The organism is Fibrobacter succinogenes subsp. succinogenes S85 (assembly GCF_000146505.1).
In the GTDB taxonomy this organism is placed as follows: domain Bacteria; phylum Fibrobacterota; class Fibrobacteria; order Fibrobacterales; family Fibrobacteraceae; genus Fibrobacter; species Fibrobacter succinogenes.
Window position 1 is genome coordinate 3,475,208 of sequence record NC_017448.1, and the last position, 25,409, is coordinate 3,500,616.

At 47.5% G+C, this 25,409-nt stretch carries 21 protein-coding genes and 1 pseudogene; 10 read left to right on the forward strand and 12 right to left on the reverse strand.

Annotation, left to right across the window (positions count from 1 at the left end; all coding sequences use genetic code 11):
- Nucleotides 1-202 precede the first annotated feature (202 nt).
- From FSU_RS14305 to FSU_RS14320, 4 genes are all read left to right on the forward strand, one after another.
- Nucleotides 203-1,147 carry an Rpn family recombination-promoting nuclease/putative transposase gene (locus FSU_RS14305; protein WP_014547066.1) on the forward strand — a complete coding sequence of 315 codons (945 nt, stop codon included), beginning with the start codon at nucleotides 203-205 and terminating at the stop codon, nucleotides 1,145-1,147.
- A gap of 145 nt (nucleotides 1,148-1,292) precedes the next feature.
- Entirely contained in the window at nucleotides 1,293-2,750 is a 1,458-nt protein-coding gene (guaB, locus tag FSU_RS14310) for an IMP dehydrogenase (RefSeq protein WP_014547067.1), read from the forward strand.
- A 141-nt stretch (nucleotides 2,751-2,891) separates the two neighbouring features.
- A complete protein-coding gene (locus tag FSU_RS14315; protein ID WP_015732307.1) occupies nucleotides 2,892-3,920 on the forward strand; it encodes an expansin family protein in 1,029 nt (342 codons plus the stop codon).
- A 39-nt stretch (nucleotides 3,921-3,959) separates the two neighbouring features.
- Nucleotides 3,960-4,709 carry a hypothetical protein gene (locus tag FSU_RS14320; protein ID WP_014547069.1) on the forward strand — a complete coding sequence of 250 codons (750 nt, stop codon included), beginning with the start codon at nucleotides 3,960-3,962 and terminating at the stop codon, nucleotides 4,707-4,709.
- A gap of 109 nt (nucleotides 4,710-4,818) precedes the next feature.
- Here FSU_RS14320 and gatA read toward each other — a convergent pair whose 3' ends face one another.
- The 5 genes from gatA to FSU_RS14345 all read right to left on the reverse strand — a co-directional run bounded on the left by gatA (nucleotide 4,819) and on the right by FSU_RS14345 (nucleotide 9,990).
- Nucleotides 4,819-6,237 (reverse strand): Asp-tRNA(Asn)/Glu-tRNA(Gln) amidotransferase subunit GatA, encoded by a 1,419-nt coding sequence (gene gatA / locus FSU_RS14325; RefSeq protein WP_015732308.1) that lies wholly within the window; start codon nucleotides 6,235-6,237, stop codon nucleotides 4,819-4,821.
- Nucleotides 6,237-6,563: a DUF4321 domain-containing protein gene (locus tag FSU_RS14330; RefSeq protein ID WP_014547071.1), complete on the reverse strand. Its 327-nt coding sequence runs from the start codon at nucleotides 6,561-6,563 to the stop codon at nucleotides 6,237-6,239. The genes gatA and FSU_RS14330 overlap by 1 nt, the downstream gene beginning before the upstream one ends.
- 51 nt (nucleotides 6,564-6,614) lie before the next feature.
- A complete protein-coding gene (locus FSU_RS14335; RefSeq protein ID WP_014547072.1) occupies nucleotides 6,615-7,736 on the reverse strand; it encodes a cation diffusion facilitator family transporter in 1,122 nt (373 codons plus the stop codon).
- A 120-nt stretch (nucleotides 7,737-7,856) separates the two neighbouring features.
- Nucleotides 7,857-8,534, reverse strand: a complete 678-nt coding sequence (ung, locus tag FSU_RS14340; protein WP_014547073.1) for a uracil-DNA glycosylase — start codon at nucleotides 8,532-8,534, stop codon at nucleotides 7,857-7,859.
- A 121-nt stretch (nucleotides 8,535-8,655) separates the two neighbouring features.
- Nucleotides 8,656-9,990 (reverse strand): THUMP-like domain-containing protein, encoded by a 1,335-nt coding sequence (locus tag FSU_RS14345; RefSeq protein ID WP_014547074.1) that lies wholly within the window; start codon nucleotides 9,988-9,990, stop codon nucleotides 8,656-8,658.
- A gap of 128 nt (nucleotides 9,991-10,118) precedes the next feature.
- Between FSU_RS14345 and FSU_RS14350 the strand changes: the two genes are divergently transcribed.
- On the forward strand, nucleotides 10,119-11,627 hold the full coding sequence (locus FSU_RS14350; protein WP_014547075.1) for a glycosyl hydrolase 53 family protein: 1,509 nt from the start codon (nucleotides 10,119-10,121) through the stop codon (nucleotides 11,625-11,627).
- A gap of 354 nt (nucleotides 11,628-11,981) precedes the next feature.
- On the opposite strand, the gene FSU_RS14355 is transcribed toward FSU_RS14350, so the two are convergent.
- From FSU_RS14355 to FSU_RS14375, 5 genes are all read right to left on the reverse strand, one after another.
- The gene (locus FSU_RS14355) at nucleotides 11,982-12,950 is read right to left on the reverse strand and encodes a hypothetical protein (protein WP_014547076.1); all 969 of its coding nucleotides are present in this window, start codon (nucleotides 12,948-12,950) and stop codon (nucleotides 11,982-11,984) included.
- A 64-nt stretch (nucleotides 12,951-13,014) separates the two neighbouring features.
- Nucleotides 13,015-13,650 (reverse strand): hypothetical protein, encoded by a 636-nt coding sequence (locus FSU_RS14360; RefSeq protein WP_014547077.1) that lies wholly within the window; start codon nucleotides 13,648-13,650, stop codon nucleotides 13,015-13,017.
- A 196-nt stretch (nucleotides 13,651-13,846) separates the two neighbouring features.
- Nucleotides 13,847-14,752 (reverse strand): TIGR02172 family protein, encoded by a 906-nt coding sequence (locus tag FSU_RS14365; RefSeq protein ID WP_015732310.1) that lies wholly within the window; start codon nucleotides 14,750-14,752, stop codon nucleotides 13,847-13,849.
- 26 nt (nucleotides 14,753-14,778) lie between these two features.
- Entirely contained in the window at nucleotides 14,779-16,035 is a 1,257-nt protein-coding gene (locus FSU_RS14370) for a glycoside hydrolase family 18 protein (protein ID WP_014547079.1), read from the reverse strand.
- Between the two features lie 24 nt (nucleotides 16,036-16,059).
- On the reverse strand, nucleotides 16,060-18,582 hold the full coding sequence (locus FSU_RS14375) for an excinuclease ABC subunit UvrA (RefSeq protein WP_014547080.1): 2,523 nt from the start codon (nucleotides 18,580-18,582) through the stop codon (nucleotides 16,060-16,062).
- A 118-nt stretch (nucleotides 18,583-18,700) separates the two neighbouring features.
- Here FSU_RS14375 and FSU_RS14380 point away from each other — a divergent pair, with 118 nt between their 5' ends.
- Nucleotides 18,701-19,318 carry a fibrobacter succinogenes major paralogous domain-containing protein gene (locus FSU_RS14380; protein ID WP_015732311.1) on the forward strand — a complete coding sequence of 206 codons (618 nt, stop codon included), beginning with the start codon at nucleotides 18,701-18,703 and terminating at the stop codon, nucleotides 19,316-19,318.
- 30 nt (nucleotides 19,319-19,348) lie between these two features.
- Here FSU_RS14380 and FSU_RS14385 read toward each other — a convergent pair whose 3' ends face one another.
- The gene (locus FSU_RS14385; RefSeq protein WP_167530847.1) at nucleotides 19,349-19,846 is read right to left on the reverse strand and encodes a hypothetical protein; all 498 of its coding nucleotides are present in this window, start codon (nucleotides 19,844-19,846) and stop codon (nucleotides 19,349-19,351) included.
- Nucleotides 19,765-20,202: a Panacea domain-containing protein gene (locus tag FSU_RS14390; RefSeq protein ID WP_014547082.1), complete on the reverse strand. Its 438-nt coding sequence runs from the start codon at nucleotides 20,200-20,202 to the stop codon at nucleotides 19,765-19,767. The genes FSU_RS14385 and FSU_RS14390 overlap by 82 nt, the downstream gene beginning before the upstream one ends.
- A gap of 201 nt (nucleotides 20,203-20,403) precedes the next feature.
- Here FSU_RS14390 and FSU_RS14395 point away from each other — a divergent pair, with 201 nt between their 5' ends.
- The 4 genes and pseudogenes from FSU_RS14395 (at nucleotide 20,404) to FSU_RS14415 (ending at nucleotide 25,346) form a co-directional block, all read left to right on the forward strand.
- Entirely contained in the window at nucleotides 20,404-21,360 is a 957-nt protein-coding gene (locus tag FSU_RS14395; RefSeq protein ID WP_014547083.1) for a hypothetical protein, read from the forward strand.
- Between the two features lie 354 nt (nucleotides 21,361-21,714).
- Entirely contained in the window at nucleotides 21,715-22,716 is a 1,002-nt protein-coding gene (locus FSU_RS14400; RefSeq protein WP_244263659.1) for a fibro-slime domain-containing protein, read from the forward strand.
- A gap of 37 nt (nucleotides 22,717-22,753) precedes the next feature.
- Nucleotides 22,754-24,478 (forward strand): annotated as a pseudogene (locus tag FSU_RS14405) (fibrobacter succinogenes major paralogous domain-containing protein).
- A gap of 118 nt (nucleotides 24,479-24,596) precedes the next feature.
- A complete protein-coding gene (locus FSU_RS14415; RefSeq protein WP_014547086.1) occupies nucleotides 24,597-25,346 on the forward strand; it encodes a fibrobacter succinogenes major paralogous domain-containing protein in 750 nt (249 codons plus the stop codon).
- The last annotated feature ends 63 nt before the right edge of the window (nucleotides 25,347-25,409 follow it).

The following is a 25,409-nucleotide window of genomic DNA, read 5'->3' on the forward strand; positions in this document are numbered from 1 at the left end:
ACGATATGAAATGAAAAATCAAACTATAGGCCTCTCAAATCTTGAGAGGCTTTAATGTTGCCTAAATTGCGGAAAAAGATTTAGACCTCTTGACAATCGTGATTTTCTGATTTATATTGTATAGTGAACAAATGTTCAAAGCAAACGAAATGTAATCTAAAGCCACGCCTTTTTTAGCTTGTAGGCGGGAGAGGAGTGAAAGATGAAAGAACGTAAGTCCCTCAAGGACTGTATCGTGAAACCGGGCGAGAAGAGTCCCTTCGCAAATCTTCTTATTGATTTGGCGTTCAAGAAAGCATTCGATCCGGACAAGCCCACTAGCCGCAACAATCTCATCAACCTGCTGAACGACCTGCTTGAACCGCAGCTTAAGCGGCCAATCAAAAACGTGTGGACTCGCAATGTCGCAAAGAATCTGAGTGGTAGCAAAGAATCTCGCACGGCAATTTTCGATTTGCACTGTAAAGACGATATGGGCAATTTGATTGAGATTGAGGTGCAAATTCGCGAGATGGATAATTTTATGAAGCGTCTGGCTTTCTATGCGAGTGAACTGGTGGCCAATCAGGCCGAACCTGGTGAAGAGTGGAATTACGATGTTCAGCCGACATACGTAATCGCGTTGACTCGTATTCATGTTTTTGATGACGAAAATGCTGTTCACCGTGCCGCCGTGACAGATTTGGAAACAGGCAAACAAGTTATGGATACATACAACTATGCTGTAATTGAGCTTTCTAAGGTTCCGTTTTTCATTGAGAAAACATCCAGTGATTTAAGCAAATGGCTGTTCTTCTTCCGTTACTTGAACCGCCTCAAGGAACTCCCCGAAGAGTTGAACGAGTCCAAGTTTCAACAGTTGACGGAAAGCTCGAAAGTGTCTAACTTTTCAAAAAAGGAATTTGAGGCTTATCAGCGTATGCATCACGAAAAATGGGATCACAATGTCATGGTGCCGGGCATTTTCAAGGAATTCGCGACGGAAATCAACGCAAAGATTGAAGAACGTATTTCCGATCGAAATCATGAAATAGCCAAGAAAATGGTTGCCGCAGGCAAGTTGTCTGATACAGAAATTGCAGACTATTCTGGTCTATCCGTAGAAGATGTTGTCGTTTTGCGGAGTCAAATGTGCGAGTCGGATTAATATCCTGTAGTCCTTGCCGAGCCTATTGATTCTTGTCTTGAGGCTTGCTCGCCTTGCTTATGCTCTTTTTTACATATTTCTAGCGGTTTAGAGCTAGGATTTAAAACCGAAAATTACTATATTCTATGCGCAAAAGAGGTACTTTATGAAACTTTTGCCAGAAGCTTTGACGTTTGATGACGTCTTACTCGTTCCCGCTGAATCTTCTGTTCTTCCGGCTCAGACGGATGTGAGCACCCAGCTCGCCCCGAATATCAAGCTGAACATTCCTATAATCAGTGCTGCAATGGATACCGTTACGACGGCTCCCTTGGCTATTTCCCTTGCTTTGCAGGGTGGCCTCGGCATTATCCACAAGAATATGTCCATTGAAGACCAGGCTGAAGAAGTCCGCAAGGTCAAGCGCTGGCAGTCCGGTATTGTGACCAATCCGGTGACGCTCGATGCCGATGAGCCGGTGTCTGCTGCTTTTGAACAGCGTGCTCGCAACAAGGTGAGCGGTTTCCCGATTCTCTCCAAGGGTAAGCTCGTCGGTATGCTCACGAGCCGCGACCTCCGCACCGTTAGCGACATGAACGTGAAAATCAGCACGGTCATGACCAAGAATCCGGTGACGGCAAGCCCGAAGGTGAGCCTTGCCAAGGCGAAGGAAATCCTCGCCGAAAAGCGCATTGAAAAGCTCCCGCTCGTGGACGCTTCTGGTGCTTTGAAGGGCCTCATCACGATGACGGACATCTTGAAGCGCGAAAACAACCCGAACGCAAGCCTCGACAAGAATGGTCAGTTGCTCGTTGGTGCTGCTGTTAGCACTTCTGCAAATACTCTCGAACGCGTTGCTGCCCTCGTGGACGCCGGCGTTGACCTGTTGATTATCGATACGGCTCATGGCCACCACATTGGTGTGCGTAACATGGTGAAGACCGTTCGCAAGAAATATCCGAAGCTCACGATTTGCGCCGGTAACGTTTGTACGCCGGAAGCTGTTGAAGAACTCGCCAAGTGTGGTGCCAACATCGTCAAGGTGGGTATCGGTCCGGGTTCCATCTGCACGACCCGTATCATTGCTGGTGTCGGTTACCCGCAGTTCTCCGCAGTCGTTGAATGCGGCAAGATGGCTCGCAAGGTCGGTGTGAAGATTATCGCTGACGGTGGCCTCAAGTTCTCTGGCGATATCGTCAAGGCTTTGGCTGCTGGCGGTCACGCTGTGATGGTGGGCTCTCTCTTTGCCGGTACCGAAGAAGCTCCGGGTGAAGTCATCCTCGCTGATGGCCGTAGCTACAAGAGCTACCGCGGCATGGGCTCTCTCGGCGCCATGAAGGCAGGCTCTGCTGACCGTTACTTCCAGGGTGGCGTTCAGGAACCGCGCAAGTTCGTTCCGGAAGGTATCGAAGGCCGTGTTCCGTACAAGGGACCGCTCCGCGACACCGTTTACCAGCTGATTGGCGGTATCCACTCTGCTATGGGTTATGCCGGTGCTGCAAACCTCGAAGAACTCTACAAGAAGGCAACGTTTGTCCGTATCACGGGCGCAGGCCTCCGTGAATCTCATCCGCATGATGTGACCATCACGAAGGAAGCTCCGAACTACAGGACCGGTGACTAATCCTTTTCGGTAAAGAAGTTTTAAGAGACCCGTAACTTGATGTTGCGGGTCTTTTGATATATATTGCTGAAAAGGAGATGCTCTGTCATCCTGGAACGAAGTGACGGGATCAACGGGCATGACTGCAAGGTAGCGTTTTTTATGAATAAAAGGTCACGTTCGAGTTGGTTGTTGGCGGCGGTGCTCGCAGGTTCGATTGCGTTGCCGTTTGCTTTTGTGGCATGTGGCGATTCGACTGATGGTGCGCCGGTTGCTATGGGCGAGGATTTATCTTCTTCCGAGATGTTGGCGGAATCTTCGTCTTCTCAAGAATCCGCGAAGCCATTGAGCAGCTCTGCGAAAATTTCTGCAAGTTCCAGCTCGGTGAAGTCCGAAAGCTCGAGTTCGGAAAAGCTCGCGGCATCATCTTCCGCGAAGCCCGCTGAATCATCGGATAGCGGAGTCTGCACGAACTGCGATAGCTATACGGCGGCAGACCCGATGCTTGTGGAAAATGGCGGCAAGGGATCTGTAACGACTTACGGGAGTGTCACTGCGAAAGAAACGAGTCTCGGTGGCGCCTGCAATTACGGACAGACGAATATTCAGTATTATGCGGCAATCCATGTGAACGTTTCTCCGGGTGATGATAAAGGCCCGTGGGATGGCGGCATGGCTTGTGGCGGCTGCGTTCACGTGAAGGCGAAAACACCGGATGGCTGGAAAGAAGTGACTGTGCGTATTACGGACCGTTGCCCGGATGCAAATTGCGGCGTGGATTTGGGCGGTGCGCCTGCTAGCGATATCATGGGAAATCTTGTCGGCCGCTATTACGGCGAATGGGAATTTGTGAGCTGCGAAGGTGTTGAAGGCGTGTGGGGCGATTCCACATCCATTTGGGTCAAAGAAGGTGCAAGCACGTATTGGAGCATTATTCAGGTTCGCAACCCGAAAGATGCTGTCCGCAAAATTGTATTCAATGAGTTGGATGGTGACAAGTCTTATACGCTTGAGTTTGTTGTGGGGACGGAAAACTTCTGGACCGTTCCGCAAGAGATTTTGCAGTCCAATAAAAAATATAGCGTAGTCGTCACGTATCGCAGCGGTACTGACGACGAATGGATTTTAGAAAGCTCCGAACTAACAATTCCTGAGGCGAACCTTTATTTGTACGAACATAGGAAAAAATAAGTTTGTATATTTTGCAATAAATGCTAAAAAGGAGTTGGTGTGAAATACATAAAGTTTGTACTTGTTTCTCTTGCTGTTTTGTTCATAATGGGCTGCGGTGGAACCAAGACTACTGTTTCTGAAAACTGGAATTGGCGCCCAGCAACTATCGCCGTGATTTTTACGAATCCGGTAGTGATGAATGCAGATGACGTTGAAGATGACTTGCCGGAGTACGTCAATAATTTTTCGGAATGGATGTCTGCTGAGCTGAAAAGAAACATTGAATCCAAAGCGACATTGCTTGGCAATAATTCTCGATTGCGTGTATATATGATGACTTACCCGAGGGGAATCTCCGGTAGTGTCAATTTTTATATGGGCGAGTCTGGGGTAATGTTTGAAGAAAAAGACGTTTTTGCTTTGGAAGGTGAACTTGCTTTGCCCGAAGCAGATGCTTACTTGTTCATTGACCAACTCAAAATCAATTCTGTGCTTACGGGTGGCGGCTTGGGTCTGCTTGGTTTGTTGCTCCACGAGGGGTTGATGACAATTAATGGTTCTTATGGTTTTTATGATGGCAAAACCCACGAACGCATAGGTTATGGAACGTTGGCGGCTGTTGAAGATTATGTCTTTGGTGTTTCGAAGTCAAACTGGGAAAATCTGATGGAAAATGCAGTGAAGTTTATATTTGACGATACGCCTGTTTTGGAATGTGATCATTGCTCTGTCCGTGCAGAAGCGAATTGGGATGAGTCAAAGAAAACTTCGCGTAAGGAAGCTCCAAAGAAGAGCGTCTGGGATTAGTTTCACTTGATTTAAGAATTGTTCAAAAATAAAAACGGCGCCTTGGTGGGCGTCGTTTTTTGCTAGAGTCGCGGCATTTGTGAAATGCGCGACTTCTGAAACGCGACTTTTACTTGTTCAAGCGTTCCGTTGCTTCGGCGACTGCAAGCAAGTCCGCTTCCTGGAACGGCTTGCCAATCCACTGGAGGCCAACCGGGAGTCCGCCTGCCATACCGCACGGAACGCTCACGCCCGGGAGACCGGCGAGGTTCAAGCTAACGGTGTAGATGTCGGAGAGGTAAACGGCCATCGGATCGGATTCGTTCATGCCGCACTTGAGCGGGAGACCCGGCATCGTCGGGCTTGCAATCACGTCGCAAGTCTTGAATGCTTCGGTGAAGTCGTCCGTGATGAGGCGGCGGACCTTCTGGGCCTGCACGTAGTAAGCGTCATAGAAACCGGCGGAGAGAACGTAGCTTCCGAGGAGGATGCGGCGCTGCACTTCCTTGCCGAAACCTTCACTGCGGGACTTGGCGTAAAGGTCGAAGAGCTTACGAGCTTCGGCACTGCGGTAGCCGTAACGCACACCGTCGTAGCGGCTGAGGTTGGAGCTTGCTTCTGCCGTTGCAATGATGTAGTAGCTGGACACAGCGTAGCTGATGTGCGGGAGGCTCACTTCCTTGATCGTGGCGCCTTCGGCTTCCATCTTCTTGAGCATGTTTTCGATAGCGGCCTTGCATTCTGCATCGAGGCCTTCGCCAAAGTATTCCTTCGGAACGCCGATGACCTTGCCCTTAACGCCTGTGCCGAGCTTTGCGGTAAAGTCTTCGGTCGGGCGAGTGCTCGTGGTGTTGTCGTGCGGGTCAATGCCGCAAATTGCACCGAGGAGCGTTGCGCAGTCACGAACGGTTGCACCGAACGGACCAATCTGGTCAAGAGAGCTTGCGTAGGCGAGAAGGCCGTAACGGGATACGCGACCGTAAGTCGGCTTTAAACCGACGACACCCGTGCAGGCAGCCGGCTGGCGGATGGATCCACCCGTGTCGGAACCGAGAGCGCAAGGAACCGTGCCAGAGGCGACGGCGACTGCGGAACCACCCGAGGATCCACCTGGAACGCGGGATTCGTCGAGCGGATTCTTGACCGGGCCGTAGTAAGAGGTTTCGTTGCTGGAACCCATGGCGAATTCGTCCATGTTCGTCTTGCCGACGATGATGGCGCCTGCGGCTTCGAGCTTTTCAAGAGCCGTTGCTGTGTACGGGGCAACAAAGTTGTCGAGAATCTTGGAGGCTGCCGTGGTGCGTGTGCCGGTCAAGCACATGTTGTCCTTCACGGCGACCGGGATGCCATCGAGGGCGCCCAGAGACTTGCCTTCGGCGCGGCGCTTGTCGCTTTCCTTAGCGCGTTCGAGAGCGCGGTCGTTCAGCACCGAGATATAGGCGTTCAAATTCTTTGTAGATTCAATTTTTTCGAGGGAGGCCTGTGCGAGCTTTTCGGCAGTGGTGCTGCCGTTTGCAAGTTGAGCCTGAAGTTCCTGAATAGTCTGCATTATCTTTCTCCGGACCATTTCATGATGTAAATAGCTAAAACCATGCCAACAAGGCCTAAGACGTTCCCTTTGAAGCCTAAACCAAGTGCAAATTTGACAAAGTACAAATCAATGACGACGGGTTGCGGTGTATCGCCAGAAAAACCGATACTGAAATCGGGACCCGCTGTAAAGAAGTGGTGTACGCTATTATCGTAGCCACCTGCGTTCAAGAGTACTCCGAGTTCGCCAAATAAAGCTCCGACAGCTTCGCTCAAGATGCCGCCTAAAATAAGGCCGACAAAGATGAATAATAAGAGACGTCCTAGTGAGTTCTTGTGAGTCATGCCCGCAAATATAGTATTTCTCTCGTCTCTCGTCTCTCGTCTATAATCTCATTAACCCAAATCGATATCGGGTGAAACCTGTATCGTGAAGTCGGGGTAAAGCTCAGCTGCTTCGCTCTTGATGGTTTCGAGGGCTTCCTGGGCGTTTGCACCGAATTTGATGACCACGTCAAAGCGCATTTCCTTGGCTTCGATGTCCACGTAAAAACCGTGCATCTGGAGCGCCCAATCGTGTGACTTGACTTTGTCTAAAATCGTGTCGCGGATTTTGGCGGATTCGTCGTTTTGGGTGTTGTAAGAGTAAACACCGATAGCGGTGAGGATGACGCCTGTTTCGCGGTAGACTTTCTTTTCGAGTTTGCGGGTGAGGGAATCCAGGTCGGCGACAGTCATGGAGTCGGGGAGTTCCACGTGCACGGAGGCGAGTTTCTTTTCGGGGCCGTAATCGTTAATGACGAGGTCGTATGCACCGTGGACGCCTTCTTCGCTGCGGATGAGGCTCTTGATTTGCTTGGTGAGTTCGTTGTCATTTTTCTTGCCGAGCAAGTCGCTCACGGTGTCCTTCAACATTTCAAAGCCGGCCTTGATAATGAAAATGGAAATCAGAACGCCGACGTATGCTTCGAGCGAGAGACCCGTGAAAATGAAGATGAGTGCCGAGGCCAAAACGGAAAGGGAGAGGATGGCGTCAAAGAGCGCATCGGAGCCGGAGGCGATGAGTGAACCGGAATTCACGCGCTCGCCTTGCGATTTCACGTAACGACCGAGGACGACTTTCACGACGACGGCGATGGCGATGATAACCAGTGAAACTGTGGAGTAATCGGCTTCTTCGGGGTGGATGATTTTCTTGACGGATTCCACGCAAGAGGTGATGCCCGCGTAAATCACAATGGAGGCGATGACCATGGCGGTCAGGTATTCAATGCGACCGTAACCGAGCGGGTGCTTTTCGTTGGGCAATTTTCGCGAGAGCTTGTTGCCGACAATCGTGATGATGGACGAGAGTGCGTCCGAGAGGTTGTTCACGGCATCGAGAACGACGGCAATGGAGTTTGCCATAAGGCCGATAACCGCCTTGACGCTCGCGAGAATGACGTTGGTGACAATCCCGACAACGCTTGTCTTGACGATGACCTTATTGCGGTTTTCTTCGTTGCAGTTCTTTGCCATATGATTCTCCTACTAATTTTTCTTTGGATTATCGCTTTGCTCTAATCCCAAATGCTAACCTCGGTCATGCCAAAACAAGTTTTGTCGCGACTCTCGGCTTTCGCATTTGTCGTCTCTCGTCTATTTTATGCTCCAGTCAATGGGTTCAAGTCCTTTGCTGACAAGGTAAGCGTTTGCTTTGCTGAAGTGCTTGCAACCGAAGAACCCGCGGTACGCCGAGAGCGGGCTCGGGTGCGGGGCGGTGAGAATCAGGTGACCGCGATTGGGCGCGATGAGCACTTGTTTTTTGATGGCGAAGCTGCCCCAGAGCAAAAAGACGAGGTTCTCGCGGACTTGCGAAAGTCGCTGGATAATCGTGTCCGTGAACTGCTGCCAGCCAATGCCGGCGTGACTTGCCGCCATGTGGGCGCGCACCGTGAGCGAAGCGTTCAAAAGCAAAATTCCCTGGTGAGCCCAACCTTCCAGGTTTCCGTGGGGTGGCGGTGTGATGCCGAGATCGTCGTGGAGTTCCTGGAAAATGTTGATGAGGGACGGCGGCGGCTCAATGCCAAATGGCACCGAGAAGCAAAGCCCGTGAGCCTGGCCCGGATTGTGGTACGGGTCTTGTCCGATGATGACTGCCTTGACTTTATCGACGGGACAATAGTCGAGTGCTGCAAAAATCTGTGGTCCAGGAGGATACACCACGTGATGCTCCGCGTGTTCCTGCAAAAGTTTTGCCTTAATTTGCTTAAAATACGGCTGTTCAAACTGGTCGGCGAGCAGTTTTAGCCAAGATTCTTCAAGTTTGACGGACATAGGGCTATGGGGTTGTGAGGTAATGGGGTATGGGGTTAAAGTATGGCACCGTAGGTGCGATTAAATATGCCCAGAGGGAGCCGCGGGCGACCGACCTCAAAGCGAGTGAATGCGAGCGTGCTCATAGCTCATTCCTCCTCGTAAGTATCGCGATTTTCTCGCCGTCGAGGCGTGTGTAGAATAGCGTTGCTGTGTTCTTGCCCTTGGGCTTGAGTCGCTTGATTTCTTGGTCGGGATCGACTTTGACGCCTCGCAGCTTGAGCGTGAGTTTTCCGATGTCGTGCGATTTGAGCATCGCGCGGACGGCGCCTGTCGAAATCTCGGACGATTCCAAAATCTCGTAGTTGGCGAAAGCGGGGGCGGGGAGCGGCTTTTCGCTTGTCACGTAAGCGATGCCCGGAGAAATCAGGTGCGTCGTTTCGTCGTGGGCGAGGGCGACCACTCCAAAGAGGTGGCTGCGGAGCAACACCGGCGCGGGTTCTGCGATGAACTTTGAAATCCCGCCGAGAGGCAAGTCGGATTCGCTGCTCGATGTGCGGTAAATGCGGTCGCGACCTTCGAGTTCGTAATTGTGGTCGTATTGCGATTGTTCGCTCTCGTTGCGGGCTTCGCGCTTCTCGTCGCGGGCGAACGTCCAGTTGGCAATTTCGTTCCCTGTTTTGTCGACCATTACAGCGCGGACATGGTCGGGATTCTTGGCGAGTTCGCCGAACAGCACCAAACATTCGCGGCAGTCCGTGCGCGAACCGATGTACAGGATTTCTGTGCCACGCGGAATTTCGCAAATAGGGTAGCCGGGCGGAATTTTAGCCATGCCGCCTTTGTAATGCTTTGAAATCTCGATGACTTCTTCGAATGTAGGCGTAAGGTTGCGCAAGTCGCGCTGGTTCTCGCCTTCGATGGCTCGACGGGCAGGGTCAATCGTGAAATAATCGGCGTGTTGGGCGTCTGATGTTGCGTTGGAGTGCGCCGCGACTTCGCGGACATCGGCGAGGATGCTGTGTGCGTCGCTGGATTCTGGCGACGCACACAGCATCACGCTGCTGTTGTAGCGGTACATCGCAAGGCGGTTTTCGTCAAGGTCCACACCGATGGCGGTCAGTTCCTTCGGCAAAAAGAAGGAATCCCCGCCCATGCCGCAGCAAAGGTCGTGAACGGTTTTGCCTACGGCTTCGGGTCCACTTGGCCACAAGTTTGCTTTCCAACGCCCGATATCTTGTGCGGTGCTCTGTTCCAACGCTAATTTGTCGCAAAGGAGGAATTCGGTGTTTTCGATTCCGAATTTTTCGCGAAATTTTGGCACGAGAGCCATATAGTCCATAATGGCGGCTCGTTCTTCGTTGCTGAATTCCTTGGCTAGCTGCGTCGAAACTTGCAATGCATCCAATTTTTTCTTGGTTGCAAGCTTGATGAAATCCTGAACTTTAGCCGAAGTGAGTAAATCCGCGTTGAACATGCTAGAAATTTAATTTTTATGCGGGAATTTTACAATTTAAAATTTTGAGGATTAGCGATTAAGATGTATTTTTATGTATGTCATTCCCGCCTCTGAGCGGAAATCTCCTTTAATAGGATTGGGTTGGTATGAAGTTTTTGAAAAATCTTGCGGCGTGCGTGTCTTGCGCTTCTGTTGCTTTGCTAATGCAATCTTGTGGTGACGATACGGCTTTGTCGCCTGTTTATGCTTTAAGTTCTTCGTCTGCGCAGGAGTCGCTTGAATCATCATCGAGTGTGCAGGAGTCCTCGGCTCAGGAATCCTCGTCATCTGTTGAAAATTTATCGTCTTCTTGCCAAGATGGTGACTCCTCGTCTTCAGAAACATCTTTGTCGGCAGGGACTGAATCGTCTTCATCCGTGGCGACATCGTCTGAAATAGAACCGACGTCGTCTGAAACGTTGCAGAATTCTTCATCGTCCGAAGCTCAGTCATCGGTGGCTGAAGCATCGTCGTCTTCTAATGCGTCGCAACCCTCCTCTGCAATAGAATCCTCGTCATCGCAAGCGCCCAGTTCATCTTCTGAAACTCCGAGTTCTTCTTCGGCCCAACCCATAAAAATAGACTTCTACAACGGCGCCGACATCTCTGAAGTCCAGGAATACGAACGAAATAATACGAAGTTCTACGATGTCGATGGCAAAGAAAGCGATATCTTCACAATCCTGAAAAATCACGGATTTAACTCCATTCGCTTGCGCACGTTTGTTTCGCCCAAGGCAAAGTACGGCTATGCGGCGAGCGGTTGCGGTCATGATTCCGAAGCGTATGGTGACAAAGACCACGTTGTTGCTTTTGCCAAGATAGTCAAAGCGGCGGGCATGGGGCTTCTCGTTGATATCCATTACAGCGATGTCTGGGCGGATCCTGGCAAGCAGATTATCCCCGAACGCTGGCGTAACGTGAATAATGCCAATGCGATGGCGGATTCCGTGTACGCATACACCAAGGATTTGATGATTGCACTTAAGAATGCCGGTGCAACGCCAGACATGGTGCAAGTTGGCAATGAAACGACTCCTGGCATCTTGATCCACAAGCCAAACAGCAAAACAGACTGTTGGGGAAATGGTGTCGATAAGGCTGCGACTTCTGTCAATGGCGATATGGGAACATCGGCGGGCAAGGCAAATGCCGCCAAGTATTTCAATGCAGGCATCAAGGCCGTCAAGGAAGTTTCGCCATCAACGAAAACAGTGCTCCACATCGAAAGTATCCGCAAAGAAGAAACAGTTAAATGGTGGATGGGCGTCATCTTTGATGACTATAAAATCCCTGCTGACGTGATGGGCTTCTCCGCTTACACGGCATACGGCGACGGCACACCCGATAAGTGGAAGAATTTGTTCAATACGATTACGACAAAGTATTCAAAATTGGAATTTATCGTTGCGGAATACAACGGCGGCGATTCCGATAACCACTACAATTTTGATAAGTCCCGCCAAAAGACTCGTGAATCCGTCCGCGAAATGAACCGCTGGATCGGCTCGTTCTTCTGGGAACCGACAATCGGCGGTGCGTGGGGCTCGGGACTTTTTGACTGGCGTGGTAAAGATGTTTACGCCAACGCCAAGGCTTTCGAAGAATTTTACTAAAGCGAAGATTTACAAAACAAGCCTCTCCGAATTGGAGAGGCTGCATTTTTTATATCACAAATCAGACTTTTCTCAATCAAGCAAACGCTCTTTCGTCAAGGTTTTTATTGAAGTTGAAAAACTACAAAATCGGCTATTGGCGTTTATTTTGCTTGGAATACAATAAGTCCTTCATTCGTTATCCGTACTATTTTCTATGATGTCTCTATCAAGTAGTTCAACAACTAGTTGGTATGTCATAACTTTTGCAATCTATGCAGATTGCATTATCAATTACAAAGAATCTGTGTGAGTTTTTCTACAGTGCAGAATTTATCTATAACGATTCAAAATTAATTTATATATTCTGGCTGCCTATCCCTTTATCTTTGGTGGTGTAATTAGTTCTTCTATCCATTTTATCGTTTTATTTGTTGCTTCTGTATCATGCTTAAACACATAGTAATATAGTGTACCTATTGCTAACGCTGCGTCTCCGTGATTTAAGCTTCCTGCCATTTGGTGACCGATGATCGAACAAATTTTACCAAGAGCTTTGTCATCTAGTTCTGTGGTTGGAATTGATGAAACTTCATGAATTTTGGAATTCACTTCTGAACGGAACTTTTCGGTGGATTTATTCAATTCGTACAATATCGGAGTTAAAAGTCGGCGTGATGCTTTTCGGTTGTCATTTATGTAGTTATCACTAAATGATGGTCTACCGCGTTTTCGTGTTCCTTGCCATATTTCCGAAATGGTTTCACATAAATCATCTATAGTCAGCATCCAGCATCCTCCTGTAGAGACCAAACGCTTCAAGTCTGTAATGCAAGCAGATATGGTTATATCATCATTCAGGATTATAGCGATAAATAAATCGCGTGTTCGTTCAGGGAGCGTTCCTAATTCTGGTTCGAGTAATGCCTGAACAGTGTCTTTATACTTGCTGCCAAATGATGTTTTGGATACCAAAGGGATTCCTGGATTTTGTTTGTTTATTGTGAGGCGAATATTGTCTTTTTCCTTTGGGTTGAAATCGTTGCCATGATCCCAGCGCTTTAATAATTCTGTGCATATCAATTGTAGGGTTTCTATGGATAGTGTTTCTACTGGATCTGGTGTAATTTTTTGTATTTCTTTCAGCAATGCAGTTCTGTATGCTGATTTGTCTTTTTGTATTGCTTCAATGGCGTGTTCTATTAAAATTCTATCGCCAGAATGTTTCCAAAATACGAGTTTGCCAGTGCTAAAAATTAATGTTTTATACGCACTCCATGCTAGAAAATATCCTATTGGTTTTATTACACACCAATCAAGAATAACCTTGAAATCTATATCCATAGAATCAACACCTTTGTTGTAATTTTTTATGGAAATGTAACAAACAATTAAAGGACTCTAACTCTTACATTTTATTATCTGCATCTTGAATAATATCCAATATACATTTGGTTACATTGTTGTTGGGTGGAAGTTTGCTGTTTCTGTATAAAAAATTGCATGTTTTTGTAGATTTCCCGCTTAATCTGTGCGGAAAATTGAGAACCGTATTATAAACTCGGTTGAAACACTTTGGCAAATGTTTATATCTCCATGGTCGCCCATTTATACCCCACATAATAACCTCAATCAGCAAGTTGTTCATCTCATAGGGTGTATACACTTCAATAGCTGGTTCCATTTGCTTGGATTTATAATCATTGAACCAAGACTTTGCTTCGTTAATGAAATCTGTATCATTTGGAAATGCATCCTTGCCTGTGGTGCCGTTCCATACAAGATGTAGTTCAAATAAGCACCATATATAATGTTCGCTAGTTAAAGTCGCCAAACTCAATGTGCTGCTTGATTGTCCGTTTGATATATGGAATCGTTCATTTAAATTATACAGGGCCATTCTACATGCTTTCAATCGTTTTCGCTCTAATCTGGCTTCTTTACCAAAATACGCAAATATTTTAGTAAATGTGGCATATACAATTGATGCGAGAAAACCACCAACGATACCGGTTACCCACGGGTCATTCCAATAATCAGTCATGTTTTACTCCGTCATTGCTTTGGGTTGTGTTAAATCAATATAATCATAATCAAAAAATAGACAAAAAGATTGAGTTGCTTAATGAGATGAGGAGTGTCTTACATACATTAGATATTGATAATGTAGATTGGCTAAATTAAACTATTGTAACGACCTTTACGCAAACGCCAAAGCCTTCGAAGAATTTTTCTAGGAACTAAACTTTCGCCGCCATTATGTCGGCAACATTTTCCAAAGAGATTCCCTTGAGGTTTTTTCGAAGCATGACATTTAAAATGAGATACTTTATGGGGCCTGGTGCAGGGATCATGTGGTATTTTATAGTCACAGCCATGGCTAAGTGAAGCCGAATCTTTTTCCCGAACATTTCGTCTGGTTGAATTGATCTGCCAAAATATGCGGCTGTAAATTCCACCCAGTAAGCGCGCAACTGTTGTTCTGTCATGTGAAATATTTGTTGCACGCTCTTTTTGGTACAAAGAATGTTGGTAAACATGTACAGAAGGGCTATATCAAAAAGGTAATGCCCATAGCCGAAATCGCCCATGTCTATCCAGTAATTTTCACCGGTCTTGTTTGAATGTACGATATTGCCAGGCTGGAAATCGTACTGTAGGCAACCATGACTGTCAGGAACTAGCTCTATAGCGGCCTTCAAGATATCTTTGTACTTCTTGAATGTGAATAGCTTTGGAATGGCCTTGCGTATGGTTTCTTTATAGCACAAGAATTGGGTTGGGTCGCAGTTTATGCCATGAAATTTTTTCGCTTCTTCGGCGTGGATTTTTGCGATGCGGGGCAGGTCACTTGGATTGTCGTGAATCATCCTTGTGAACGAAATTTTTTCTTGCACTTTCTCATAGATTATGCCAAGGCGTCCCGATTGACTTTCTTCAACCAGTTCGATTGCTGCAGGAGTTTTAAAGCCGACGGAAGCAATCTTTCTAGAGTTTTCAAACTCTGCGATAATGTCTTCCTTGCGCCCCTCAGGTTTCATGAGCTTGAGCATAATGCTCGAATCTGTTTTTGAAAAGTAGCTTTCTCCGAAAGCCCCTTCCCCTTGCAATTCCCAGTCATTTAAATTAATCTGTTTGTAATTCATAATTACGAATATAAACAAAAAATTGGCTATGGTTCCACTCTAAATTCAAATCGGTTCTTCCAGCAACTTTCGCGTTCACCATTTTGTACGCTTTTTCCGAGGGCATCCACGCGCTTTGTTTGCGCATTCTGCATTTGCGAAGCGTCATGCCGAGAGTTTGCCGCGCGTTTTTTGTGAATGTCGCGGATTCCTGTAGTTCCTTCGCGCAAAGCAACAGCGATGCTATCTAGAATCGGATTTCCGACGCCTTCGATGTAGTCGTGCGAAACTTCCCAGACCATGATGCCTGCGTAACCGTTTTCTTTGACCCAACGCGATTTGACGGCGGAAGAATGCGGGTCTTCGAAGGTCACGTATCCGGTTGAAGATACGCCGTAGGGCTCTACAGCGACGCTGTCATAGAAGTATTTCCAGTCGGTGTTTGTGACGATATCTTTGTATGCGATTTGCTTGGCGGTACCTTTGGTAAAGTCGGAGCCCGGTCCTGTTGCTCCTTGAAATTGAAACCCGAATGACGGAATTCCGAAGACCATCTTTTCTGTCGGGACGCCGCGCTTTTTCCAATAGTCGCGTGTTTCTTCCCACGACCATGTGGTGTATCCATCGTGCGGGTATAGCGGCGAATCGAACATGGCTTTGTCATCCCAGTCGCCGGTGATATCGTAAGTCATAAAGCCGAGCCAGTCCAAGTTTTTCACGAGGACTTCGGCTGTGAACCATTTCCCGTAATAGGGCGAGCAGGGGAGCGCTGCGGAAAGACTTTTGTCTTTTGGGAGGGCTTCGCGAAGTTCTGTGAGCAATTTACTGTAGGCGATAGTGTCTGCTTCGGGGACGGGATTGTATTCCCATTCCCAGTCCATGTCAAGCCCGTCAAGATTGTGGTCTGCGACGTATTTGACGAGGTTTGCTACGAATTTTTGACGGAGTGCATCGTTTGACGCAACGGGCACGAAGTTGTCGCTTTGTCCGCCACCGCCGAGCGAGACGATGACTTTTGTGCCGGCTGCATGGGCGAGCGTTACCATTTCGTCGAGTGCGCTTGGATCCTCTGCGGCGTCTCCGCGCAATGAACCATCCGTGTTTGGCGTGATGAAACTCCACAGCACGTGCGTTAATTTGTTGTACGGAACTTTGTCTACAGTGTAGGCTGGCTTGTGCCATTTGCCCCAATCCGGGTAATATCCGATAAACAAAGGTGCTGCCCACGCGGAGCAAATTCCGCCGAGTGTGAAAAGAGAACTAGCGACGAATGTTGCAAAAATATGTGAAATTCTATTCTTCATCTTTAAACTCCTAATTAACGACTCCTAGCCTCTCTTCAATTCGACCACATAATCCGCGGCGTCGACGAAGTCTTGTGCATGTTCAATAGCAATGACGGTGTGGCCGGCATTGCAAAGTCCGTGAATGAGCCCGAGCAACTGCTGGATATCCTTTTGATGGAGACCGCGGGCGGGTTCGTCAAAGAGGAACAATGTGTTCGGGGCTTTGGCTCGCGCGAGTGTAATGGAGAGGCGGAGTCGAGCGCGTTCGCCACCGGAGAGGTGTGCTGTCGTTTGACCGAGACGCAAATAGTCAAGGCCTGTATCTACGAGCGGTTTGAGCTTTTCGGCGAACGGCTTCATGTTCGTGAATAGCTTGTATGCACTGCCGATTTCCATGTCCAAAATGTCGGCGATGGAAAGCGACTTGAATCGGATTTCCAAAACTTCATCACGGAAGCGCTTGCCGAGGCACACGGGGCATTCGGATTCTTCGTAGCCGAGCGGATCGTAAATGACGCCTTCTCCTTTGCAGTTCTCGCAACGGCCACCGGGGGCGTGCATGCTGAATTTGGAGGCGGTGTAGCCGCGCACTTTGCTTTCGGGGAGCTTCGCAAACAAGTCTCGCAATAGCGTGGTGAGGCCGATGGCACTCAAGACTGTGCTGCGCTTACTCCCGTGAAAATCTCCGGTCGTGAGAATCGAAAGAGCGTCGATGCCGAGCTTTTTGAATTCTTCGGCTTTGGCACGTTTGGCGATGTTTTCGAAAAGGAGTGTCGATTTTCCGCTGCCGCTTTGGCCTGTAATCACGCTGAATTTGTTGATGGGGAAGGCGGCGTTCACCGGCGCCATGTCGAACTTCGCGAAGTTCTTGACGAGGATTGCTTGGCTTTTCTCCTCGCAATGGCATTCTACATTCCTTCCTACTTCCGACTTCCTACTTCCTACTGCTTTTATCCACATTCCCGTGGGCGATTCAGGATTCTCAAGTACTTCGTCACGAGTGCCTTGGAATAAAATTTCGCCACCTTTTTCGCCTGCGCCCGGCCCCATTTCAATAATGTAGTCTGCTCGCTTAATGATTTGCGGATTGTGCTCAATGAGCACGAGCGTGTTGCCACGCTTGCGGATTTTTTCGAGGACTTTCCAAAGTGCAGAGACGTCACTAGCATGGAGACCGCTAGCGGGTTCGTCAAGGGCTATCAAAAGACCGTTCAAATGCCCTGTACTGAGGCTGGCGAGTTTAAGTCTTTGCAATTCGCCGCCCGAAAGCGTTTGTCCTGCGCGTCCTGGCGTGAGGTAACCAATGCCCAAATCGTTGATGGCTTCAATACGGTCGAGGAGCGAATTGAATGTCGCCTTTAAATTTTGCCCGATTTTGTTATCGAAAATTTTGTGCAAAAGCTCCGGCAATTCCGCAAATTCCGTCGTGAGAATTTGCTTGTAACTGACGTCATCTACGGTGGCGTTCAAGTATGTTTTCTTGAGGCGGAGCCCGTGACAGTGCGGGCATTCTGCGTTTTCGTCCTCGTCACTTTCTACATTGGATTCGGCGCGACCTTTGCCGCCTCCTTTCTCGTTGATTTTTGCTGGGGCAGCTTCTTGAATGATTCCCGTGCCGTAGCAATATTCGCAGACACTGGTGCGGCTGTATGGCGAGAACGCGCGTGCGTCCAGGCTGGCGACGGTTTCGTTTGACTTTTGCGATTGATGCTGCTCATCGCTTGCATTTGGGCAGCACGGCTTTGTGCTGTAGAACTTGCGTTCGCCCGCGATGTCAAGCGTGATTGCGGAATGCGTAAGCTTTAATGTGCCATCAACGGCTTCTGCGATTCGTGTGCGTGTGTTTTCACGAACGATGATTCTATCAACGATGATGAAAAATTCTTTGGGCGTCAAAACCTTTTCGCCAGGGAGCAAGTCTGCAAGCGAATACATGGTGCCATCGGCAATCGCACGTGTAAAACCCTGCGCCAAAAATACGGCCGACAGTTTATCCAACGTCGTGCGACTCTTACTCTGCGCTTTCTTTTTGTCATTCCTGTCTGCATTGATGTCGCCCCGCACTTGTTGCGGGGTCGCCATTTCCGCATTTCCCGTTTCAATTTTCGCCAAGAACTGTAGCTTTGTCCCGATGGGCATTCCTGCGGTTTCGCGGATGATCTCTTCGCGGCTCTGGCTCACCATCGGGGCTCCGCAAATGGGGCAGGCGGGCTTTGCAAACGCAGCGAACAATGTGCGTAATGCGTTGTCACATTCGGCAATCGAAAGTGCAGATGCTTTCGCGGGAGCTTCTCCGCGCGTGGCGGCAATCGCTAAACTTGCGGGGAGTCCTTCGGCGCTGTCGAGCGGAATGCTTCGCTTGCCTCCGAGCAAATCTGCCGCAAAAGGCGAGAGCGTCTCGAGGTAGCGGCGTTTGCTTTCGCCGTGGAGCGTGTCCATCACGAGTGTCGATTTTCCGCAACCCGACGGTCCGCATACAACCGTAATTTTCCCCAGCGGAAACTGGGCGTCGACATTTTTTAAATTATGGAGTCTGCAACCGCGAATCGAAATGTAATCAAGCATCGTTTAAAAGATAATTAATATGGTCGCTCAAAGCAAATTTTAGAGGTTCGTGAGTGTGAAAAAGCTATATTTAGAATAAAGAAAATCCTTCTAAACCATTTGATGATTGGTGCCTGTCATGAAATTGCTTATTCCTTTTTTGCTCTCGTTATTCCTTCTCGCTTGCGGCAGCGATTCGTCAACTTCGGCGAATGATTCGGATGACGAACGAATCACATATATAACGGACTCTCGCGATGGTCAAAAATACAAGACGGTAACTATCGGCTCGCAGACATGGATGGCGCAGAACCTGAACTACGAAACAGAAAATAGCTATTGCTATGGCGATGATCCGGCAAATTGTTCCAAGTATGGTCGCTTGTACACTTGGGCTGCTGCGATGGAATCTTGTCCTACGGGTTGGCATTTGCCGACATTGGATGAGTTTCAAGTTTTGATTGATGCCGTTGGCGGAAAAAATATTGCGGGTAAAATGCTAAAGGCCACAAATGGCTGGGTTAAGGATGGCAACGGTACGGATGCATTCTTGTTCTCGGCTTTGCCTGCTGGTTTTGCGATTGGCAGGGGAAAATATGAGCGTGAAGGAGAATTTGCGGAATTCTGGAGCGCTACTAAATATGAACGCACTGACCCAGATTCGTATGATATCTTTTTAAGTCATTTTTCAGATGGTGCTGGTTGGGACTACTCCTCCAGACGCGATGTGTTTTCTGTCCGTTGTTTAAAGGACTAGCTTTAAGATTTCGCAGGAAGCCTCTAGTTTTCAGTGATTGCTAATATCGCCGAAGCTGGCTTCTATGAAGAAAATGTGAAATACTTGTTGTTCCTGTAATCCTACTAAAACGCGATTATCCCCGCTTGAACGGAGAATGTGCAAATCTTTTACGTCAGGTGTTAGACATTCGGCTTTTGCGGTATGTTTAATCTGACCAACAGGCATTTTTTCCATGCCCCATTGATGTCGCCCTGAAGCGCGGATTCCTTGCCAACCTATTGTCGAATATTTTTTGAAACGTCCAAGTAAATCGGTAAAAAATTTTGAGTTGCTGCACTTATTGTATGATTCTTCAACCAAATATTTGAATGAAAAAAGAACGTCGTTGCTGGATACTGCTGTTCTAGAAACACTTGCGACGCCTTGTATTGGCGGAATAATTTTGAATTTATGTGTCATTTCTTTTAGGCGAGTCTTGTTAAGAAGAATTTCTTCATTGATTCTTGGCTGATAATGTTGCCTTTGCCTGGAGATACTGAATTCCATGGCGGCTCGCTATGTGTCATTTCTACTAGTTTTACGGCTGAATACTGGTTGTATACATCAAAGACGTTGTTGAACAAAGTTGTTTCTTCTTCGTTTAGTTTGATGTCTATTTGGGTAGGAGGTTCAATTCCCTTTGCATCATATTTTGCATATTTTTCATAGACTTCAGGAACTACAGGACCGAACATCCATGCTTCGATATTTTCGTCAAATAAAGGAGTGTCAAATGCGGCCAAATGGAAACCCTGCTCGTAGTAAAGCATTTTTTGCAGCTTGAGATTGGACATCAATTCTTGATTTCTTTCTGCAGCTTTTGATAAAAGCAATTGAGCTATTTGTAACGCCTTGTATGCCATTTATGTGCCTTTTGCCTCTAAAAATAAGTTTTGCAAAATCAGATGTCAATGATTCGTATTTTTCTTGACATTTTGCAGTTTTTGCGGTTTGTGGTAAATCTACAAACGAAAATCACGAAAAACGGAAAAACACTAAATTTTGCAATCAACCGTTAGCAAGAATGTTGGAAATTTCTTTTTACAAAAATTATATTTGAAATTATGAAAAATCTATTGATTTCTTTGTTGATTTTATTGCTTTCAACAGACATTTTCGCGGCGTATGTGGCCGTTTTGGAAACGGGAGCTGATGGTAATGCAAGGGAAATTGTTTCTCTTACCGACCGTCAATATCTTACGAATGTTTTGCGTGAAGAAGCTGTGACGCAATTGCCTGCGACGCAAAACTACACGATTATGACCCGCGAAAACATTATGCAGATGCTCCCTCCAGGGAAAGCAATTGAAGATTGCGAAGGCAGTTGCCTTGTTGAAACAGGCAAGAACATCGCTGCGGATTACGTTTGCCAAGCACGTGTGGGTAGCTTTGGTGGCGACCTGACTTTGTCTGCGGAACTTTACGAAACGGCGGGAAATAAGCTCATCGCAAGTTTCAACGGTCAAGGATCTGACGTGAAGGATCTCCTAGCTCTTGTTCGCGAAAAGTCGGCTGAATTTTTTGGCGTTGTGAAAAATATGACTCAACCAGTATCCGAACCCGTTGTTGCTGAAGTTAATGAGATGGCTCCGGTTCCTGCAGAAAACGTTGCTGATGAACAAAAAACTGAAATGCCTATTGTGAATCCTAAAGCATCTGATTCGGTGCGTGTGCTTGCAAATGATGCCTATAATGAAGTGGATGGTAAAACAACACCGCAAGTGGGCGAGAGCATCCCTGCAAATGTAGGTGGCGATTCTGCTGAAAATGCTTCTGCTGAAAACGTTGCTAAAAAGAGCGGGCCTCGTTGGGTTGTACTTGGCATTGGTGCTGCGGTAACGGTGACTGGCGTTGTACTCGCTGTGGTTGGGAACAGCAAGGCTAAGGATGCTGCTGAAAGGAATAGCGTCGACTTGCACCGGGATTTGGATGATGCAAAAACGGGTCAGACGCTTCGTGGTGTTGGTATTGGTGTTGCTATTGCTGGTGCAATTGGTATTGGTCTCAGTTTTGTGTTTTAGGAAGATGCTATGAAGTGGCTTGTAATATCTTGTATTTTTCTACTTTCCGCTTGTACTGATTATGTGGCGCAAATAGAAGATAAAATAGAAGAACAAGAACGGACGTCCTTTGTTGAGTCGTCTGATAATTCCAGGCTCAAGTCTTCATCTTCTGTCGCTAAGTCGAATAGCAGTGTAAAGTCTGACAGTTCAGATAATGAAAACGCGTATAGTAGTTCTGTAAAAGAGGAAATATCTTCATCATCTAAAATAAAAGCTCTTGAATGTGCTGAGTTTCCGTCTGTACAGGATCGGAATGATTCTACTCAAATTATAATTCGGTTTATGCCTTCATGGACAAATACAAGCGCTATTATGTCTATTGATGGTAATGAATCTGTCATGACTGCTGTAAAAAACTTCTGTGGTTGGTTCGAGGCCAAGGCAAAATTACCAACGGTTGGACTTAAGGTCTATTTTAAGCAGACTGTTGGTTCAAAAAATACTGCGAAAATTTCCCTTGATAGTGTAGCGGCTTTGAGTGATACTCTGTGGGTTATTGAAAACTCGAACAATGAACTAGATGCATATGTGTGCTACCCGGGCATTCTTGGTAATTGCCCTGTCAAAACTCTCTCGGTAACGATGTTTGATTGGCTTCACGGCACCAATGGTGACGGTGATGGTGAAGGCCAAAACGGTGACCCCGCTAATGGCGTTAGCGCAGACTTCGGTTCTGGCGGATGTCTTGCTCACGTGAAAGGCATGGTTGAACAGATCTTGGGTGCTAATGGAGTTCCTGTACCTGTAGCGAACTTTCCTGAAAACTGTAAAAATACAACACATCTCGACAAGTGGTTCCTACCTGAAGTTGTTGTTGAAAAAGACGATGAACAGTACACCAATGCCACCTGCCGTTTTATCGAATTGCAACTCCAAGATGATGGTCTTTGGCTCGCGCAAAAAGACGACACCAGCCCAGAAGGCGGATTTTTCTTGCTCGATGACTTCCAATATCTTGATGCTGAACAGACTGTTTTGAACCCTTATTTTGACAATATCCGCGGTCTTAACAAGAAACATAATTTTGGCTTCACCATGAAAATCCAGGCAGCGTTCGAATATGTTCCGGGCCAATACTTCGAGTTTTTTGGTGATGATGATGTTTGGGTGTTTATAAACAATCATCTCGTTGTGGATCTTGGCGGTGTGCATACGCAGATTTTGGGCGCAGTGGATTTAGATACTCTCGGACTTATCGAAGGCGAAAACTACCCGTTCCACATCTTCTATGCGGAACGTCATACATCCCAGTCCAATTTCATGATGAAAACATCTATAGATTTGAATTCTGATGGCGATGGACGTTGCCACTAAGTATTTTTAGAGGGGAAAATGTATGCGTGTAAATTATATGTTTTGGATTTTGCTTGTTGGAATCTTGCATTCCTCCTGTACTGATTACGTAGCGCAAGTTGAAGATAAAATTGAGGAACAAGAGCAGAACTCTACTGTTGATCAATCGTCCTCCTCAGGGGGCGCCTACAGTTCCTCAAGTTCGGTTGTGAAATCTAGCGACAGTGTTTCCCGTAGTTCAGAATCTTCGTCCGGGATTAATTCCTTCGAAGGAATTTTAACAGATTCTCGCGATGGTCAAATCTATAAAACTGTGAAAATTGGTGACCAGATATGGATGGCCGAAAACTTGAACTACGAAACGGCAGATAGCTATTGTTATAAAGATTCGACTAGCAATTGTTCCAAGTACGGTCGCCTTTACATTTGGGCTGCTGCGAAATCTGTCTGCCCTGCAGACTGGCATTTGCCAAGTGAAACAGAATGGGAAACTTTGTTTAATTCTGTTGGTGGTCAATTAACTGCAGGCAAGGTTCTTAAATCCAAATCAGATTGGGCAGGCAATGGTGATGGTTCTGATTCTTTTTCTTTCTCATCGTTGCCTGCTGGCTACAGAAATAGTGATGGATATTACCGCAACGAGGGCAACCTCACATATTTCTGGAGTTCTACAGATTACGATAGCGATAATGCGTACGACGTGTACTTGTTCTACGGCTACGATTTTGCTAGTCTGAACTACCACAATAAGGTGTTCTGGTACTCTGTTCGTTGTCTAAAGGATGATAAATCAGAACAGACGCAGAAGTCTTCGTCTTCCGCAAAATCTTCATCAAGCTCTGTGGCAAAATCGAGTAGTAGTGTCAAGGCTTCATCGTCGTCTAAAGTTGTTGGTACGTGTGGTCCAGACAACTTTACTGTAAATGAAGAGTATCAAATTTCATGGAAATTTACTCGAAATGGAAGTTTGAGTGCTACGGAACTGTTGAGTGCTTCGTTTTATTGGACCTTTGAAGGCGGAACTCCTGATAGTGCTTCTGTGCTAGGTATTGGTGGTTTATCTCAGAAAGTGACTTATGCAACTACGGGTGATTATGGAGCCTCGCTTGTGATTGACGTTGCTGGCGACACGTATCGTGTGACTTGTTCCCCGGTTCATGTGCCAATACAAACAGTAGAATCCTCGCCATCCGTAAAATCTTCATCGTCTTCTGAGAACGTAGCAATGGGTTCCATGACTGATTCCCGTGATGGTCAAAAGTACAAAACTGTGAAAATTGGCACTCAGACTTGGATGGCTGAAAACTTGAACTACGAAACAGAAAATAGTTATTGTTACAATGATACAGCAAGTTATTGTGATAAATATGGCCGCCTTTACGAGTGGTCAGCTGCTATGGACAGCGCGGGCACATGGAGCATGAACGGCAAGGGCTGCGGCTATAACAAGACATGCTCGCCGACTTATCCTGTTCGTGGCGTATGCCCCCAAGGTTGGCGCCTGCTTACATGAGCTGAGTTCGAAGCTTTGTTTACCGCAGTGGGTGGTCAATCTACTGCGGGTCAGAAACTCAAGTCGGCAACAGGCTGGACTGCATATAGTGGCATCACCAACGGGGACGCCTTCGCCTTCTCGGCGCTCCCTGCCGGCTTCTGGGGCCTCAATGGGGATTACGACAACAAGGGCAACAACGCGTACTTTTGGAGTTCTACCGAGGACGATAGCGACTTCGCGTACTACATGCGCTTGAACTACAGCCTCGGCAGCTCGTTCCTGGACTAACGTGGTGGCTGTTAACGGGCGAACGGAATATCAAATAATGATTTTTTTTGCCCTATTCTGTTACGTTTCGTAAAATTAAATTATAGATTTCTTACAAAATGCTTATCGTGGAGGTTCTATGAAATACCTGAAACATTTGCAACTTTGGAGCCGCGTAGTGGCTGTAGGATCCCTGGCACTCCTTGCTGCTTGCGGTGGCGTCAGCGATTCTAGTAAGGTCACTGAGCCTGCCGATGTGACTAACGGAAATCTTACCGACAGCCGCGATGGTAAAACGTACAAGACCGTGACAATCGGTTCCCAGACCTGGATGGCCGAAAACCTTAACTACGCCGACAGTGTCAATACCCCGAGCCTCAAGGGGAAGAGCTGGTGCTACAATGATTCGGTCGCAAATTGCGAAGCGGCAGGTCGCCTTTACACCTGGGCGGCAGCCATCGACTCGGTGAAACTTGCAAACGATGCCTCGAATCCGTTGGACTGTGGTTTTGGCAAAACCTGCGGTCTTTCTGGCAAGGTGCAGGGGATTTGTCCTAGCGGTTGGCACCTGCCCAGTCCGGCAGAATGGAAAACGTTGTTCGCGGCAGTGGGTGGCCAGGACAATGCGGGCAAGGTTCTTAAGTCCCAGAGTGGTTGGGACGAAAATGGAAACGGTACGGATGCTTACGGCTTTTCTGCACGGCCCGTTGGCTACAGGGAAGGGGATGGCTATTTCTACGATGGTGGCAAATACGCGTACTTTTGGTGTGCTACGGAGTTCACTAGCGGCTATGCCAACAACATGTACCTGCGCTACTACTATGGAGACGGGTATCTGTACGACTTCAGCAAGAACAATGCCTTCCCGGTTCGTTGCCTAAAGGACTAACAACAAGGGACTCTGCAGAAGTTCCGTAGAAAATGGACAGCTTTGGACTGTCCGAAATTTGCA

Bases quoted from the DNA above. Each gene is read 5' to 3' on its own strand.
- FSU_RS14335 (WP_014547072.1), bottom strand. From the start codon at position 7,736: ATGGCAAAGAACTGCAACGAAGAAAACCGCAATAAGGTCATCGTCAAG.
- FSU_RS14350 (WP_014547075.1), top strand. From the start codon at position 10,119: ATGAAGTTTTTGAAAAATCTTGCGGCGTGCGTGTCTTGCGCTTCTGTT.
- FSU_RS14330 (WP_014547071.1), bottom strand. From the start codon at position 6,563: ATGACTCACAAGAACTCACTAGGACGTCTCTTATTATTCATCTTTGTC.
- FSU_RS14375 (WP_014547080.1), bottom strand. From the start codon at position 18,582: ATGCTTGATTACATTTCGATTCGCGGTTGCAGACTCCATAATTTAAAA.
- FSU_RS14365 (WP_015732310.1), bottom strand. From the start codon at position 14,752: ATGAATTACAAACAGATTAATTTAAATGACTGGGAATTGCAAGGGGAA.
- FSU_RS14385 (WP_167530847.1), bottom strand. From the start codon at position 19,846: ATGGAATTCAGTATCTCCAGGCAAAGGCAACATTATCAGCCAAGAATC.
- FSU_RS14390 (WP_014547082.1), bottom strand. From the start codon at position 20,202: ATGGCATACAAGGCGTTACAAATAGCTCAATTGCTTTTATCAAAAGCT.
- FSU_RS14360 (WP_014547077.1), bottom strand. From the start codon at position 13,650: ATGACTGATTATTGGAATGACCCGTGGGTAACCGGTATCGTTGGTGGT.
- FSU_RS14400 (WP_244263659.1), top strand. From the start codon at position 21,715: ATGTCTATTGATGGTAATGAATCTGTCATGACTGCTGTAAAAAACTTC.
- FSU_RS14370 (WP_014547079.1), bottom strand. From the start codon at position 16,035: ATGAAGAATAGAATTTCACATATTTTTGCAACATTCGTCGCTAGTTCT.
- FSU_RS14305 (WP_014547066.1), top strand. From the start codon at position 203: ATGAAAGAACGTAAGTCCCTCAAGGACTGTATCGTGAAACCGGGCGAG.
- guaB (WP_014547067.1), top strand. From the start codon at position 1,293: ATGAAACTTTTGCCAGAAGCTTTGACGTTTGATGACGTCTTACTCGTT.
- FSU_RS14415 (WP_014547086.1), top strand. From the start codon at position 24,597: ATGAAATACCTGAAACATTTGCAACTTTGGAGCCGCGTAGTGGCTGTA.
- FSU_RS14395 (WP_014547083.1), top strand. From the start codon at position 20,404: ATGAAAAATCTATTGATTTCTTTGTTGATTTTATTGCTTTCAACAGAC.
- ung (WP_014547073.1), bottom strand. From the start codon at position 8,534: ATGTCCGTCAAACTTGAAGAATCTTGGCTAAAACTGCTCGCCGACCAG.
- FSU_RS14345 (WP_014547074.1), bottom strand. From the start codon at position 9,990: ATGTTCAACGCGGATTTACTCACTTCGGCTAAAGTTCAGGATTTCATC.
- FSU_RS14315 (WP_015732307.1), top strand. From the start codon at position 2,892: ATGAATAAAAGGTCACGTTCGAGTTGGTTGTTGGCGGCGGTGCTCGCA.
- gatA (WP_015732308.1), bottom strand. From the start codon at position 6,237: ATGCAGACTATTCAGGAACTTCAGGCTCAACTTGCAAACGGCAGCACC.
- FSU_RS14380 (WP_015732311.1), top strand. From the start codon at position 18,701: ATGAAATTGCTTATTCCTTTTTTGCTCTCGTTATTCCTTCTCGCTTGC.
- FSU_RS14355 (WP_014547076.1), bottom strand. From the start codon at position 12,950: ATGGATATAGATTTCAAGGTTATTCTTGATTGGTGTGTAATAAAACCA.